The following is a 15878-nucleotide window of genomic DNA, read 5'->3' as shown; positions in this document are numbered from 1 at the left end:
AACGACCTGAATGGTTGCGTTTTTTCGAGGCCCCCGGTTCTCACGCAACGACATAGAACGGCGAGACGTACTGCATACATTCCTCCGGACCATCCTATTCACAAAACCTGTCCGATTTTCCCCTCCGCGGATGCACTTGCACTTTATCCCCGGTCTCTCCCCGGCAGGCGGAGAGCGCCCGCGCGCGTATCCATATAGGAATATGCTTTTGCCTATCGGGAAACACGGCTGCATATTACCGTTCAGGCGGCACCATTGCCGCCCGTCGCGCCTACCGGTCTTTCGCCGCAGCGCGCGGCCGTACCCCGCAGCCGTACATCGCAGCGCGCGGAGATCCCACATGCCCGGTGGTCGACCGAACGTACTCTTCATCATGACCGACCAGATGCGGGCGGACTGCATGTCCGGCGTCGGCCACTCCGTGGTCCGGACGCCCCATCTCGACCAACTCGCCTCCGAAGGCGTCCTCTTCCGGCGGGCCTACGTGCAATCGGCGGTCTGCGGTCCCAGCCGCATGTGCTTCTACACGGGCCGGTATCCCCACGCCAACCGGTCTCCCTGGAACGAAGTGCCCCTGCCCGCGGACGAGAAGACCATGGGCCACTTCTTCGGCGAGGCGGGTTACCGTGCGGCCCTTTGCGGCAAGACGCACTACACCCCCGATCCCTTCGGCGATCCCGGGGCGCAACCTGAACAGGGGTTCCGCCGCGCGGCCCTGGCCGGCCTGGAAACCTGGGAGCTGAACGAATCCAGGGGGGAGGGCTGGCTGGCCTATCTCAGGAGCAAGGGGTACGCCGAAGATGTCATTGCCGATCCTTTCGCGGTGGAAATGCCCGCGGATGCCGACCGGGAAGGACCCCTTTTCCGGGATCATTCCGCCTACCCCACGCGTTTCAGGCGTGAGGACAGCGATACCGCCTTCATGACGGACCGGGCCATGGCCTTCATGGACGACGCCGGGGATTCGCCCTGGTTTCTGCACCTCTCCTACTTCAAGCCCCATCTTCCCATCGTAGCGCCCTATCCTTACAACGAGATGTACGATCCCGCAGACTCCCCCGCTCCGAACCGGTCTCCGGAGGAACTGGAGCGACCCCATCCCTTCCACGTCCCCTTCCGGATCGAACGGGGCGGCGTGGCATACGACGACGAGGAAGTGTGGCGGCAGCGAAGGGCGACTTACTACGGGTTGATCACGGAAATCGACGACCACCTGGGCAGGCTGTTCGGTTTCATGAAGGACCGGGGTCTCTGGGAGGACACGCTGATCGTCTTCACGTCCGATCACGGCGAATACGTGGGCGACCACTGGATGTTCGAGAAGGAACTCTTCTACGACGAGGCGTACAACGTGCCCTTCATCGTCCGCGATCCCCGGTCCTGTGCGGACGCCACGCGCGGGACGATGATGGACGCGTTCGTCGAGTCCCTGGACGTCCTGCCGACCTGCCTGGAGGTGTGTGGACTTGGCGGACCCGGAGGACCGGATGGAACGGACGGACCCGGCGGTGCCGGCGGTGCCGGCGGACCCAGCGCACCGGGCATGCCGCCTGCCCTGCAGGGTCGTTCTCTCGTTCCCCTCCTGCGGGGCGAAAGCCCGGCCGACTGGCGCGGAGAGGTCTTCGCGGACTGGGACTTCCGGTTCTACTGGACGCCAAAAAAGCTTGGCATCCCGCCGGAGAAATGCCGGGGATGGATGGTGCGGGACGACCGGTTCAAGTACTGGCACTTCAACGGCATGCCGGACGTGCTCTTCGACCTGGAACGGGATCCCGGCGAACTTCATAACGTGGCCGAAGATCCGCGCTATGCCGACGCGGTCCGGGACCTGCGCGTGAAACTGCTGGACTGGCGCATGTCCAACGAGGACGTGAGCCGGGTAGCGTGGACCTATGCGCGCCGCCCCGGGTTCGGTCGCGATCCCTTCACGGCGTAAGCAGTCCGCATGGTCGTCCCGGTCCGCCTGGTCCGCCGCACAAGGTAACGGAGCCAAAATGAGCCGGTTGTTCTTCCTCGCCAGGAGATTCGTCGCAGGGGAATCCCTCGAGGCCGCGGTCGACGTCGTCCGGTCGTTGAACGGCGACGGGCTCGACGTGACCCTGAACATGCTCGGCGAAGCGACCCGTGAACGCGAAGAGGCGGACGAGGCCGTCCGCCAGTATCTTATCATGCTGGACTTGATCCGGGACGGCGCGCTCCAGGCCAATATCTCCGTCAAGCTCACCCACCTGGGACTGGATATAGACGAAGCGTACTGCTTGGACAACCTGGGCCGGATCCTGGAAGCCGCGAAGGAACGGGACATCTTCGTACGGCTGGACATGGAAGGCTCGCCCTACACGCAGCAGACCCTGGATATATTCTACAACCTGTACGACCTTCACAGGAACTCCGGCGTGGTGATCCAGGCCATGCTGCTGCGCAGCCCCCACGACATCTTCGTGCTCAACAAGATCGGAGCCCGCGTGCGGCTGTGCAAGGGATCCTACCGGGAACCCTCCGACCTGGCCCTGCAGCGGATGCCCAACATCCGCGGCGCGTTTCTTTCGATGACGGAACAGCTCCTGCGGGACGGCCACTATCCCGCTTTCGCGACGCACGACGATTACCTGATCGAGGGCGTGATACGATACGCCGAGCAACTGGAGGTCGCGCGGGACGACTTCGAGTTCCAGATGCTTTACGGCCTGCGTCCGGGGTACCAGAAGGAAATGCGCGCAAGGGGCTTCCGCATGCGTGTCTACGTGCCCTTCGGAACAGAGTGGATGCCCTATTTCTACCGGAGGCTCAGGGAACGCAAGGAGAACGTATGGTTCGTCCTGCGTAACCTGGTCCGAAGCTGAGACGGATTTGCGGTAACATACACTTTCCATTCGAGGTCTAAGTTGGTAGGCGCGATGACCTGACGTTCTTCATGCCGGGGCCCATCGCAAGAAACCCTCAGCTTACCGGATGGGAGGTGCCTTATGTTTACGCTCGCGTATAGAGTTTTCGCCATTGCCGCCGTGCTCATCCTGCTCCCCGACGACCTCACGGGTTTTCAACGGGACGCTTTCGCAGAGGTCAGGCATTACACTAAAACGGTTGCATTTGAACCGGGCGGCCACCTGGGCATAGAAACCGGCAGGGGCAGTCTTGAACTGTCGTCATGGGACCGTAACGAGGTGGAAATCGTCGCCCGTATCGAGTCACCCTTCGAAATCAACCCCGACTACGCGAGTAAGATCGTAACGGCGCTGAGCATCGAAGTGGAGGGATCCGGACGATCGTTGCGGATCCGGTCCGACTATGACGATATTCCCAGTTACAAACGATGGTTCATCAGTATCCGGCATATCCCCTATGTCCACTACGAAATTCGAACGCCGCGCCGCATCCATCTGGATTTGGACGTCCGCCACACGGACACGAGAATCCAGGACGTCGAAGGCGCGATTAGCATCAATGCGCATTACAGCGAAGTAACGGGTACGGACTGGACGGGCCTGACACGCCTGGACTTGGATCACGGTACGCTTCGGTTGACGGAGTTGGAAGGCGCCGTCGAACTGGACGCGCGGCACGCAGATGTTCGCATGGAAGCAACGCAACTCAGCGGCGATACGCGGATACGCGCACACCGGGGCCAGACGGTACTGTACCTGCCCCGCCATCAGGGACTCGACCTCTACTCCGACGTCAGCCACCAAAGCGACCTGGATTCCGATTTCGAGATATCGACCCGGGTGTCACAGCGCGCCGAAGGCATCATCGCCGGCACGATCAACGGGGGCGGCTCGTTGCTCGAACTCCGTGGCGACCATACCAGGTTCCGATTGAGAAGCAGCGATCCGTAATTCGGATCATAGACGCCCTCCGCCTTGACCTCTAAGCACGCCGTTACCCGGTACCTCGACCGGGCGCGGCGTGCCCGCGGCACCGCTCCCTCTCCGCTCCAGCGAGACGATACGGATCTGCCTTCCCGCGGCGCACCGTGCCCATGTGCGCCATTTACGCGGTATAATCATTGACAACGCCGCGGCCGTGATACCATATAATTTGTAAACCATTCGTGGCTGTTTCATATTTCGCGACGATCGAGTACAAGGCCTGGGCGTGCACCAGGCCTGGACGTGCACCAGTCCAGGACGTGTACCAGTCTGGTCCGCGGATTCAACATCCGCATCGACAACAACAATACCCGTTTTGGCAAGACCCATGGCGCAGTTTCGGAAGTGAGCGGATCGAGGGGCCATGCTCATCCTCGGAATCGATACCTCCTGCGATGAAACCGCGGCCGCCGTCGTTCGCGATGAAACGACGGTCCTGTCCAACGTCATCTCCTCGCAGGGCATACACGTCGAATACGGGGGCGTCGTGCCGGAACTGGCCTCCCGGGCCCACCTGGCCCTTCTGCTGCCCGCGATCGAATCGGCACTGCAGCAGGCTTCCTGCGAACCCGACAGCCTGGACGCAATCGCCGTGACCTACGGCCCCGGACTGGCGGGCTGCCTGCTGATCGGACTTTCCACGGTCAAATCCATCGCGATGGCCATGGGCAAACCCCTGGTCGGCGTGAACCACATCGAAGGCCACGTATTCGCGGGACGCCTGGCGGACGGGAAGCTCGCCCCTCCTTTTATCGCACTCGTCGTATCCGGCGGACACACGCAGCTGGTGCTCGTCGAGGACTGGGGCCGTTACAATATCCTGGGCAATACGCGCGATGATGCGGCCGGCGAAGCCTTCGACAAGGTCGCCAGGCTGATGCGGATCGGGTATCCCGGTGGTCCCGTCATCGATCGGCTGTCTCGCGAAGGAGATCCCGGGTTCCTGGACTTTCCCCGGACCTACCTTGATCCCGACGGCTTCGAGTTCAGTTTCAGCGGCCTGAAGAACGCCATACGCATGTATCTTTCGGGACAGGCCGAAGCGGAGATCGACCGCGACCGCGCCCACATCGCCGCGTCCTTCCAGGAAGCCGTCGTAGACGTGCTGGTCGACAAGTCCGTGGCCGCCGCCTCGGTCGCCGGAGTGGACGCCATTCTGATCACGGGAGGCGTGGCGTGCAACAGCCGGCTGCGCGAGCGGATGACCGAAAGGGGCGCCGAATCGGGGCTCCGGGTGGTCTATCCCCCTCCCATTCTGTGCACGGACAACGGCGCCATGATCGCGGCGGCCGGAGCTTACCGGTTTCGCAACGGGCAGCGGGACGGACTTTCGCTTTCCGTCCAGCCCCGCGCGCGCCTGGCGGATCTAACCGGCGCCGGGATGAACGGCGGGACAGCGCGGCCATGAACCGTATCGCGTCATTCTTCAGGTTCGACGAACACAAAACGAACTGGCGGACCGAGGCCACCGGCGGCCTGACCACCTTCATGACGATGGCCTACATCGTGGCGGTAAACCCCGCCATGCTGTCGGAGGCGATGGGCCAGGCGTTGTTCGGAGAACTCCTGTTCGCCACGTGTGCGTCCGCCGCCATCGGCACGCTTTTGATGGCGCTGCTGGCGAACTACCCCTTCGCCCTGGCGCCCGGCATGGGGCTCAACGCCTTTTTTACCTATACCATCGTGCTGGGCATGGGGGTGGACTGGCATATCGCGCTCGCCGTGGTGCTGGCGTCGGGCCTCCTGTTCCTGTTGTTGACCGTACTGCGCGTCAGGGAAGCCATCATCACTGCGGTGCCCGAACCGCTCAAGCGTGCGACGGCGGCCGGCATCGGACTGTTCATTGCGTTCATCGGTCTCAGGAACGCCGGCATCATCGTGGACGATCCGGTCACCCTGGTCGACCTGGGGGACGTGCGTTCCTGGCCTTTCGCGTTGACGCTCGCCGGTATGGCGGGTATCGGCGTCATGCTTGCCCGGGGTATTCGCGGTGCGATCCTGCTGGGTGTCGCCGGGGTCGCTTTCCTGGCCATGGTCATCGGTGAGGTTCCCTGGCCCGCGGGCGTGGTCAGCCTGCCCGCCTGGCCGGCCACCCTCTTCGGGGAGGCGATCGTCCACCTGCCGTACACCCTGGACACGATGTTTCTCCATCTCGTCTTCGCCTTTCTGTTCGTAGACTTGTTCGATACCATGGGCACGCTGGTCGGCCTCTCGGAACGCTCGGGTTTCCTGGACTCCCAGGGCCGGCTGCCCCGGGCGAACCGCGCGCTGCTGGCGGACTCCGTCGGGTCGGTTTTCGGCAGTGTGCTGGGCTCATCGACCGTGACCACCTACATCGAGAGCGCCACCGGCATATCCACCGGGGCGCGCACGGGATTCGCCAGCCTTGTCGTCGCCATCCTGTTCCTTGGCACGTTGTTCGTGGCCCCGCTGGTCGAATCCATACCGGTTTTCGCCACCGCGCCGGCCCTGATCGTAACGGGCGTGCTGATGATGGCCGCGGCGGCGCGGGTGAACTGGAGCGACGTGACGGAAGCGGTCCCCGTGTTCCTGACGTTGATTTCGATCCCGTTGACCTTCAGCATCGCCGACGGGCTGGCCGTGGGTTTCGTCGCCTATCCGGTCATCAAGAGACTGAGCGGCAAGGGCGCGGACGTGCATCCACTCGTCGACGTCCTGGCGCTTGTATTTATCGCACGTTACGTTTTCATGGAGTGATCTGAAGTTTACGGGCCTGTACCAGTGGCCTCCATTCACCACCAGCTACCGTGGGGAGGTATTCATCATGCGCATTACGAGCATGGTTCTGCTCTTGCTGTTCAGTGTATGGCCGGCGGCGGCCCAGGAAACCGGCAGCCTGGCCGGCAGAGTCGCCACCGATGACGGCATGGCGCTGTTCGGCGCCAATATCACTGTCGCAGGCGACGCGATCGAAGGACTGCGGGGAACGACGGCCGACGGCGAAGGGGCGTTCCGCATCGACGGCCTGCCGTCCGGTGTCTATGAAGTGACCGCTTCCTTCCTCGGTTACGAATCGCTCACCACGGCCGGCGTAATGATCCGCGGGGGTGAAACCACCACGCTGGACCTCGGCCTGGCGGCTACGACGCTGATCGGCGAGCAGGTCGTGGTTTCCGCGTCGCGCAAGCAGGAGAAGCTGCTCGACGCGCCGGCCTCCATATCCGTGGTGGAACTGGACGAGATCATGAACCGGCCTTCCCTGTCGGTAACCGACTACATCAATGACCTGGGCGGCGTGGACCAGGCCAAGGTCGGCGTTTCCCAGAGTTCCACCGTGATCCGGGGCTTCAACCGCACCTTCACCGGATCCCTCCTGACGATGGTGGACAACCGGATCGCGCGCATCGCCTCGCTCCGGCTCAACATGGACAGCGCCATTCCGCTTACGAGCGAGGACATCCAGCGCATCGAAGTCGTCCGCGGGCCGGGTTCCGCCCTTTACGGCCCCAACAGCGCCAACGGGGTCATGCACATCATGACCCGGTCGCCCATCGGTTCGGAGGGCAACGCGTTTTCCCTGTTCGGCGGTGAACGCAGCCTTCGCAAGGCGACCTTCCGCCACGCCAGCAGCGTCGACGGCAAAATCGGGTTCAAGGTTTCGGGCGAGTACACGAAGGCCCGCGAATGGGAATTCGAAGACCCCCTGGAAGTCATCCCCCGGGACAACGACAACGAACGCCTGGTCGGAGAAATCCGGATCGACCTGCGTCCGACCGACGACCTGTCCATCATCGGATCGGCGGGGTATTCCCGGCTCAAAGGCATCCAGATGACCGGACAAGGCGCGGCCCAGGCCGTCGACTGGTCCACCCGGTTCTTCCAGGCCCGCTCGCAGTACAAGGGATGGTTCGCACAGATCTTTCTCAACATGAACGACGCGGGCGATACCAAGCTCCTCCGGACCACCCAGCCGATCGTGGACACCTCGAGGCTGACCGTGATGCAGCTCCAGCACAACCTCGCGTTGGGCGCCCGGCAACAGTTCACCTATGGAGCGGACGTGTTGCTGACCCGGCCCAACACCGGGAACACGACCCACGGTCAATTCGAAGACCGTGACAATCTGGACGAATACGGGTTCTACATTCAAAGCGAAACGAACCTGAACGACCAGGTCAGCCTGATGTTGGCCGGCCGGCTGGACGAGCACAGCAAGATCGAGGACCCGGTATTCTCCCCCCGGGCAGCCCTGGTTATCAAGCCTTCGCCTGAGAGTACGCTCAGGCTGACGTACAACCGGGCCTTCGGCACACCCAGTTCGGTGCATTACTTCCTCGATCTGATCGCGGGTTCCGATCCATTCGGCCTGGGTGCGAACTTCGGCGCCCTGGGCCTGGGTCCGGACCGTACCATCGATTTGCGCACGCAGGGCGTCAACTCGCAGTTCACGTTCCGGCGCGGAGACAACGGCCTGCCCATGTACCGGTCACCCTTCGCCCCGGTGGCGGGGCTGCCCGCGGACACTTTTCTGCCCATGAACGATCCGGCCAGTACCAATCTCCTCTGGGGCGTGGCCCGCGGGGCCGTGCTGGCGCAGCTTACGCCGCAGCTCCAGGGGCTGGCGGTCCCCATCATTACGCAGTACCTGATTTCGCTCGGTCTTCCGGCACCGAACGCCGCGCAGCTCGCGGCCCAGCAGGCGGCGCAACTGGCCGCCGCGTTCCCGGGCGTCATCCCGTCCGCCCTGCCGGGGCTCACGAATGCACTGGGCGTACTGGACACGGGGACGGGAACCTTCAATCCCGTCGGCCCGGCGTCGGTCAGGGACGTGGACCCGATGAGACCGTCCATTACCGAGACGTTTGAAGTGGGTTACAAGGGCGTCGTCGGCAACAAGCTGGTGCTGACCGCTGATTTCTACCGGAACAGGATTCATGATTTCATCAGTTCCATACACATCGTGACCCCCAACGTGTTCCTGGATCCCGGTCCACTGGCCTCGGCCCTGGGCGCCGGTATCGCGCAGCAACTGGCCCTGCCGGAGAACGCGCAGCTGGCCGGGGCGCTCGCGGTGATCGATGATCCGGCCACCGGCGTGGGCGGCGATGGAAACGGGTCGCCGGTAGACGAGCTGACCCGGATCTTCGTGAGTACGGCGGCCGCGATCCCCTACGGCACGGTGACCCCGGAGGAAGCCTCCGATCCCAATGCCGTGATGCTGACCTACCGCAATTTCGGCGAAGTTTCGTACTACGGCACGGACCTCGGGTTCTCCTATTATCCCAACGAAACCTGGAACCTGTCGGGCAGCTATTCCTTCATCAACGAGAATCTGTTCGAGAAAGTGGACGGCATCGACGACATTCCATTGAACGCGCCAAAGCACAAGGTGTCCCTGGCGATCGGCCTGAAGCCGTCCGGCCTGCCGCTCAATCTCGGCGCCCGCATGCGTTACCGCGGCGCTTTTGAAATGGCCGACGGCGTCTACGTCGGCGACGTGGAATCCCATACCGTCGTGGACGTGAGCGCTTCCTATGATTTTGCTAAGGCCACGTTCAGCGTGGAGGCCAGCAATCTGCTCGACAAGCAGTACCAGGCCTTCGTCGGAGCGCCGATGATCGGGCGCCTGGTCATGGCGGGTCTCGCGGTGCGATTCTGACCGTATTCGGCCGATAATTCGCTTGACAAATCCGCGTATTTTCTTATTCTATAAGTAATTACGCACACAAGTAAAACTGGCCGCGCCGATGCGAAACGGAAGTCGAAACCGCATCGGCGCGGGGTCTGTAATACCCACGGCCCTTACCGGCAGGAAGGAACCGTTCCGATGCGACTGGCAGGCGTTATCCTGGCCGTCATCATGACGGCGGTCCCGGCGGCGGCGCAGGAAACGGGCGTCCTGACCGGCAGGATCGCTTCGGAGAGCGGAGTGTCGCTTTTCGGCGCCAACGTCGTGGTTAAGAGCCCTGCGATCGAAGGGCTGCGGGGTTCGACGAGCGACAGCCGGGGCATGTACCGCGTAGAAGGACTTCCCGCCGGGGAGTACGAGGTCACCGTTACTTTCGTGGGTTACGTGGCGGACACCGCGACCGGGGTCCAGGTTCAACGCGGCGCGCGCACCGAACGGGATTTCGTACTGGCCGCCACGGTGCTCGTGGGTCAGGAGGTCGTGGTTTCGGCGTCCCGAAAGCAGGAGAAGGCGCTGGACGCTCCGGCATCCGTCGAAGTGGTCGAGATGAAGGACATCCGGGATTCCCAGGCGCTGTCCGTCGACGAGCACATCAAGAACCTGAGCGGCGTGGACCACGCGAAGACGGGCGTCATGCAGGCCAGTACGGTGATCCGCGGCTTCAACAAAGTGCTGTCGGGCCTTCTCCTCACGATGGTGGACAACCGGATCGCACGGATCCCGTCGCTGCGGATCAACTCCTTCCACATCATTCCCATTACCAGCGAGGACATCGAACGGATAGAGATCGTCCGCGGTCCCGGTTCGGCGCTCTACGGCCCCAACAGCTCCAACGGCGTGATGCACATCATATCCCGGTCGCCCTTCGGATCCGAAGGCAACTTCGTGTCCCTCTCCGGAGGGGAACGCGGCCTGCGGAAGGCGTCTTTCCGCCATGCCAGCAGCGTAAACGACATGATCGGGCTCAAGATTTCGGGGAAGTACCTGAAGGCCCGGGACTGGGAACACCACGATCCCGCCGAGGTCGTGCCGCGAAATCTCGACATAGACGGCCAGTACGGGGAAATCAGGCTCGACGTCCGTCCATCGGAAGAGCTGACGTTCATCGGTTCGGCGGGGTATTCCAAGAGCTCCAGCATCCAGATGACGGGGCAGGGCTCGGCCCAGGGCAGGGACTGGGTGTACAGCTATCTCCAGGGCCGCATGCAGTACAGGGGCTGGTTCGGCCAGTTCTTCTACAACAAAAGCGACGCGGGGGAAACCCAGTTGCTGCGTACCGGCGACGGCGTGGTGGACAAGTCGTCGTTGACCGTGATGCAGCTGCAGAACACCTCGGATATCGGTCTGCGCCAGCAGTTCATCTACGGCGTGGACCTGCTGCTTACCCGTCCGCGGACCGAAGGGACCATCCACGGCAACTACGAGGACGATGACGACACCGACGAATTGGGGGCCTATCTCCAGAGCGAGACCCGGTTCACGGACCAGGTGAGCCTGATGCTCGCCGGCCGCCTCGACCGCCACAGCAGGCTGGATGACCCGGTGTTCTCGCCGCGTGCGGCCGTAGTGATGAAGCCCAATCCGGAGAACACGTTCAGGGTCACCTACAACCGGGCGTTCAACACGCCCACGGTGACTACGTTGTCGCTGGACATCAGGGCAGTTATCGACGCGTTCGAACTTGGCGACTATTTCGGAGGGCTGGGCCTGGGTCCGGACAACTCCATCGACATCCGGTCGTACGGCGCGCGCAATCCCTTTACCTTCCGCCGCGACGAGAGCGGCCGGCCCATGTACCGGTCGCCCTTCGCCACTGTGGACGGGCTTCCCAGGGATACCTACCTCCGCCTCGACGATCCGCAAGCCAACGACCTGCTGTGGAGTGCGGCCAGGGAACTCGTGGTCGCGGAGTTGATCCAGCAACTGGGTAACGACAGCGGCGGGCTGGTCACCCCCGAGCTGGCCGCCCAGTTCACCGGCGTGATACCCGAGCGCCTCCACGGCCTGACGAACAGCCTTCAACTGCTCAACCCCGAAACGCAGGGATTCGATCCGTACGACGTCTCGGCGGTCCAGGACATCGACAAGATCCGGCCGACCATCTCGCAGACCCTCGAGTTCGGGTACAAGGGCATCGTCCGGAACAAGCTGGTCCTCGCGGCCGATTTCTACCGCACGCAGATGAACGACTACACCCTGCCGCTCTGGATATTTACGCCCTCGGTGTTTCTCGATGAAAGTTCCCTCCGAAGCGCACTGAGCCAGGGCATCGCCGACTACCTGGCGGACCCCGCGAACGCACAGCTGGCCACCCTGATCCGGTTTCTCGACACGGCCGCATTCGGCGGCAACGGGAACGGCGACTACACGGACGAGGTCGACCGGTATGTCGACCAGATCGCGGAAGGCACCGCGATGATTCCCTTTGGTACCGTAACGCCCGAGCAGGCGTCCGACCCGACGGCCGTCGCCCTGACCTACCGGAACTTCGGCGACGTCACGGTCTACGGCGCAGACCTGGGGTTCTCCTGGTTCCCCAACCGGTCGTGGCACATAACGGGCAGTTACTCGTATATACACCGGAACCTGTTCGAGAACGTGGAAAACCTCGGCGACGTCCCCTTGAATTCCCCGAAGCACAAGTTCAGCGGAGGCGTTACGTACCGCCCCTCCGGAATGCCGCTGACCCTGGGCGGCAAGATCAGCTACCGGGGCTCCTTCCCGATGCTGGACGGCGTCTATGCGGGTCCCGTCGACGCCTACGCCGTGGTGGACGCAAACGCCGCCTACCAGTTCTCCGCGATCACCTTCAGCGTGGAAGCCAGCAACTTGCTGAACACGAAGTACCGCGCCTTCGTCGGCGCTCCGGAAATCGGCCGGTTGCTTTCCGCGGGCGTGGCCGTGCGGTTCTGACCGATCCTTCCTGGCATAGTCGTCCATTAAATCGAAACTATATTCGGGGTTTTTCGTGCAATCCAATATGGACTGTGGACGCGCGCGGTAAGGCCTTCGTCCGGTGCGCGGGACGCGGGGTCCTGTCCAATATTGGCTTGACACGGAGTGCGGCCGACCGTATGATGTGTCCATCCTCAAGGAGACCGAAAATGCCACATCGGTTGCGGTATATACTGGCGATTCTGTGCCTCCTGGCCACGCCTGCGGACGTGCTCGCGCAGGGAGAATACTTCGGTCGGAACAAGGTCCAGTACCGCGACTTCAAGTGGGAAATCATCTCCACGCCCCACTTCGAAATCTACTACTACCAGGGAGAGGAAGAGGCCGCCTACGATGCCGCCAGGATGGCGGAGCGTTCGTATAACCGCCTGAGCCGTATCCTGCAGCACCGGTTCAGCGACAAGATCCCGATCATCCTGTACGCCTCCCATACCGATTTCCAGCAGACCAACGTCCTGCCCGGCTTTATCAGCGAGGGCACCGGCGGCGTGACGGAGTTCAACAAGAACCGCATACTGCTGCCCTTCACGGGATCCTACGCGGAACTGGAACACGTACTCACCCACGAACTCGTTCACGCCTTCCAGGGAGACGTGATCTACGGCGCGGGCCCGGGGGTCTCCATCCTGAATCCCATGGCCTTCGTCGCCCCGTTGTGGTTCATGGAGGGCATGGCCGAATACCTGTCGCTCGGCCGCATCGACGCCTATACCCACATGTGGCTGCGCGACGCGGCGCTGCAGGGCTATCTGCCCCCGACCATCCCCGCCATGGACTACAGTTTCGGCGTCTACCGGTTCGGCCAGGCGCTGTTCGCCTACATCGGCGACCGGTATGGAGATCGGAAGATCGGCGAGATACTCCGCAAGACCGCCCGCATGCGGAACGTGAACGAGGCCTTCCGCTCGTCCATCGGCAAGGACATCGAAAGGCTGTCCGACGAGTGGAACGAGCATGTGCGCAAGACCTATCTGCCGCAGATCGAGGATTACGAAAAGCCGCAGGCCTTCGCCCGTCAGCTGACCGACGTCCGGGAATCCAGGGCGGGCCTGCACCTCGCCCCGGCGATTTCACCGCGGGGCGACAAGCTGGTCTTCATTTCCAACCGGAGCCTGTACAACGATATCTACCTGGCCTCCGCCATCAACGGCGAGATCATCTCCAAGCTGGTCGAAGGCGAGCGCTCGGCCGATTTCGAGTCCCTCCGGTTCTTTTCCACGTCCATTTCCTGGTCGCCCGATGAGCAGTACATCGCCTTCCCGGCCAAGGTGGGGGCGCGGGACGCCCTGTATATCATGGACGTCAGAAGGAAGAAGGTGATCCGGCGCATCAAGGTCAATCTCGACGGCGCCACGTCGCCGAGCTGGTCGCCGGACGGCAGCAAGCTGGTCTTCGTCGGGCTCCAGGGAGGGCAGTCCGACCTGTACGTGGTGGATGCCGAAGGCGGGAACCTGAAGGCCCTTACCCGGGACCGGTACACGGACCGGGACCCCGTATGGTCGCCGGACGGCAAGACGATCGCCTTTTCCACGGACCGGGGCGTCGTGACCGATTTCCGAACGCTCACCTTCGGATACCAGCAGCTGGCGCTGTATGACCTGGAAACGGGAGAGGTCGAGAAGATCCCGGACCAGATCGGCAAGAGCATTTCGCCGCAGTGGTCGGCGGACGGCACCAAAATCGCGTTCATTTCCAATCGCACCGGCGTGTCCAACATATTCATCCGGGACATGGAGAACGGCGAGACCTACCAGATTACCAACGTACTGACCGGGGTGACCAATGTAACTGCCGCCGGTCCCGCCATCAGCTGGGCGCAGAAGTCGGACCGCCTGGTCTTCTCCGCCCTGTCCTGGGGGGGGTTCGACCTGTTCGCCATCAGCGACCCGGTGTCGTTGATGAAGGAACCCTACGACCACGAAAAGGCGGCGATGCCCGGTGCGTCGCCCGATGCGCAGCAACTGGCACCGCCCTTGAGAACCGAACCACCGGAAGAAATCGCTTCCGCGGACGTGGAAAGATCATTGGAAGAAACCCCTACCGGGGACGCGGAGGGAAGTTCGCAGGCAGTGACGGAGGACGCCGCGCCATCCACTTCGCCGGACGCCTCATCCGAGGCGGGACAACCGGTCGGGACCCCGGAACGGGAAAAGGTGACCACGATCCAGACCGTGCTTACCGCGCCGCCGGACACGACGTCCGCCGCGGAGTCCGCGGCGGAATCGGCCGCGCCCGGGGAGATGCCCGAATCGCTGACGGGGTCCGGCCTCCTGGAGACGCCGCAGTTCCCGTTCGGGCCCATACCCGGGGGCATCGGTCCGGCGGGCGAGTTGCCGGATACCACCGCCTGGACCGACGGTACGTTCACGAAACGGAAATACTCCCCCAAATTCGGGCTGGACTATCTGGGGGGGAACGCCGGGTACTCCACGCACGTCGGACTCGTGGGCAGTTCCGTCCTTTCCTTCAGCGACATACTGAACAACCACAAGATACTCGTCGGCGCCAACGTTTTCGGATCCCTGACGGACGCGAACCTGCTGCTCCAGTACACCAATCTGACGCGGCGCGTCAACTGGAGCGTGGCGGCATTCCAGTTCAGCTACGACCTGCTCCGCGGCTACCAGAGTCCCTGGGTTTCCCAGGTGACGACCCAGATCAACCGCGGCGTCCAGTTCTACCTGAGTCGTCCTTTCAGCAAGTTCAACCGGTTCGAACTGGGGGTCCAGGGTGTCAACCGTTCCCGTGAACTGGTGGACGTCAGTTTCAATTACTTCGGTATCCGGCGGACCAGGCGGGGTAGCCTGGGAAGCGTCAACTTCATCCAGCCCACCGCCGCCCTGGTCACGGATCACACGCTGTACGGACCAACCGGCCCGATCGCCGGCGCCCGTGGCCGCGTCGAAGTGACGCCGACGTTCGGCGAGTTGCAGTTCACGCGGGTCTTCGTCGACTACCGCGCCTACTACAACGTCCTGCAGCGTTACGCCTTCGCCTTCCGCCTGTACGGACTGAGCAGCGATGGGCGGGACCAGGAACTGTATCCATTCGGCGGTCCTTTCAACTTCCGCGGGGCGGACTACTGGTCCGTCTGGGGGAGCAAGGTCGCGCTGGTCAACGCCGAGTTCCGGTTCCCCCTGATCGAGGTCCTCGCCTTCGGCTGGCCGCTGCCGCTGGCCTTTCAGCAGATCCGCGGTTCGTTGTTCGTGGACGCGGGCGCCACCTGGGACCAGACCACCAGTTCCACCCAGGCCAACCAGTATGCCGGCTATCCCAACGTGGGCCAATTCGTCGACGGCGGCCTGGTGCGTGACAACGGCCTGGGGCCGCGCACGATGGAAGAGCTGTCGGGCGGGCCGCTCGCGGTGGCCTACGGCATCGGCATGCGCTCGCGTGTCGGCTTC

8 protein-coding genes are annotated in these 15878 nt (G+C 63.1%); all 8 read left to right on the top strand.

Annotation, left to right across the window (positions count from 1 at the left end; all coding sequences use genetic code 11):
* Positions 1-10 precede the first annotated feature (10 nt).
* On the top strand, positions 11-1936 hold the full coding sequence (locus F4Z81_05290) for a sulfatase-like hydrolase/transferase (protein ID MXW04466.1): 1926 nt from the start codon (positions 11-13) through the stop codon (positions 1934-1936).
* Between the two features lie 58 nt (positions 1937-1994).
* On the top strand, positions 1995-2843 hold the full coding sequence (locus tag F4Z81_05285) for a proline dehydrogenase (protein ID MXW04465.1): 849 nt from the start codon (positions 1995-1997) through the stop codon (positions 2841-2843).
* 123 nt (positions 2844-2966) lie between these two features.
* On the top strand, positions 2967-3836 hold the full coding sequence (locus tag F4Z81_05280) for a hypothetical protein (GenBank protein MXW04464.1): 870 nt from the start codon (positions 2967-2969) through the stop codon (positions 3834-3836).
* Between the two features lie 397 nt (positions 3837-4233).
* Positions 4234-5277 carry a tRNA (adenosine(37)-N6)-threonylcarbamoyltransferase complex transferase subunit TsaD gene (gene tsaD / locus F4Z81_05275; GenBank protein ID MXW04463.1) on the top strand — a complete coding sequence of 348 codons (1044 nt, stop codon included), beginning with the start codon at positions 4234-4236 and terminating at the stop codon, positions 5275-5277.
* Positions 5274-6587 (top strand): NCS2 family permease, encoded by a 1314-nt coding sequence (locus F4Z81_05270; protein MXW04462.1) that lies wholly within the window; start codon positions 5274-5276, stop codon positions 6585-6587. Before tsaD ends, F4Z81_05270 begins: the two co-directional genes overlap by 4 nt.
* 67 nt (positions 6588-6654) lie before the next feature.
* Positions 6655-9489: a TonB-dependent receptor gene (locus F4Z81_05265; GenBank protein MXW04461.1), complete on the top strand. Its 2835-nt coding sequence runs from the start codon at positions 6655-6657 to the stop codon at positions 9487-9489.
* A gap of 168 nt (positions 9490-9657) precedes the next feature.
* Complete coding sequence (locus F4Z81_05260; GenBank protein ID MXW04460.1) at positions 9658-12432, top strand: TonB-dependent receptor; 2775 nt, start codon at positions 9658-9660, stop codon at positions 12430-12432.
* A 161-nt stretch (positions 12433-12593) separates the two neighbouring features.
* Positions 12594-15878, top strand: a 3285-nt coding sequence (locus F4Z81_05255; protein ID MXW04459.1) for a BamA/TamA family outer membrane protein, incomplete at its 3' end; no start/stop codon positions are given.

The organism is Gemmatimonadota bacterium (assembly GCA_009835325.1).
In the GTDB taxonomy this organism is placed as follows: domain Bacteria; phylum JAAXHH01; class JAAXHH01; order JAAXHH01; family JAAXHH01; genus JAAXHH01.
The sequence above is the reverse complement of the archived record's forward strand: the minus strand, read 5'-3'. Positions and strand labels throughout refer to the sequence as shown.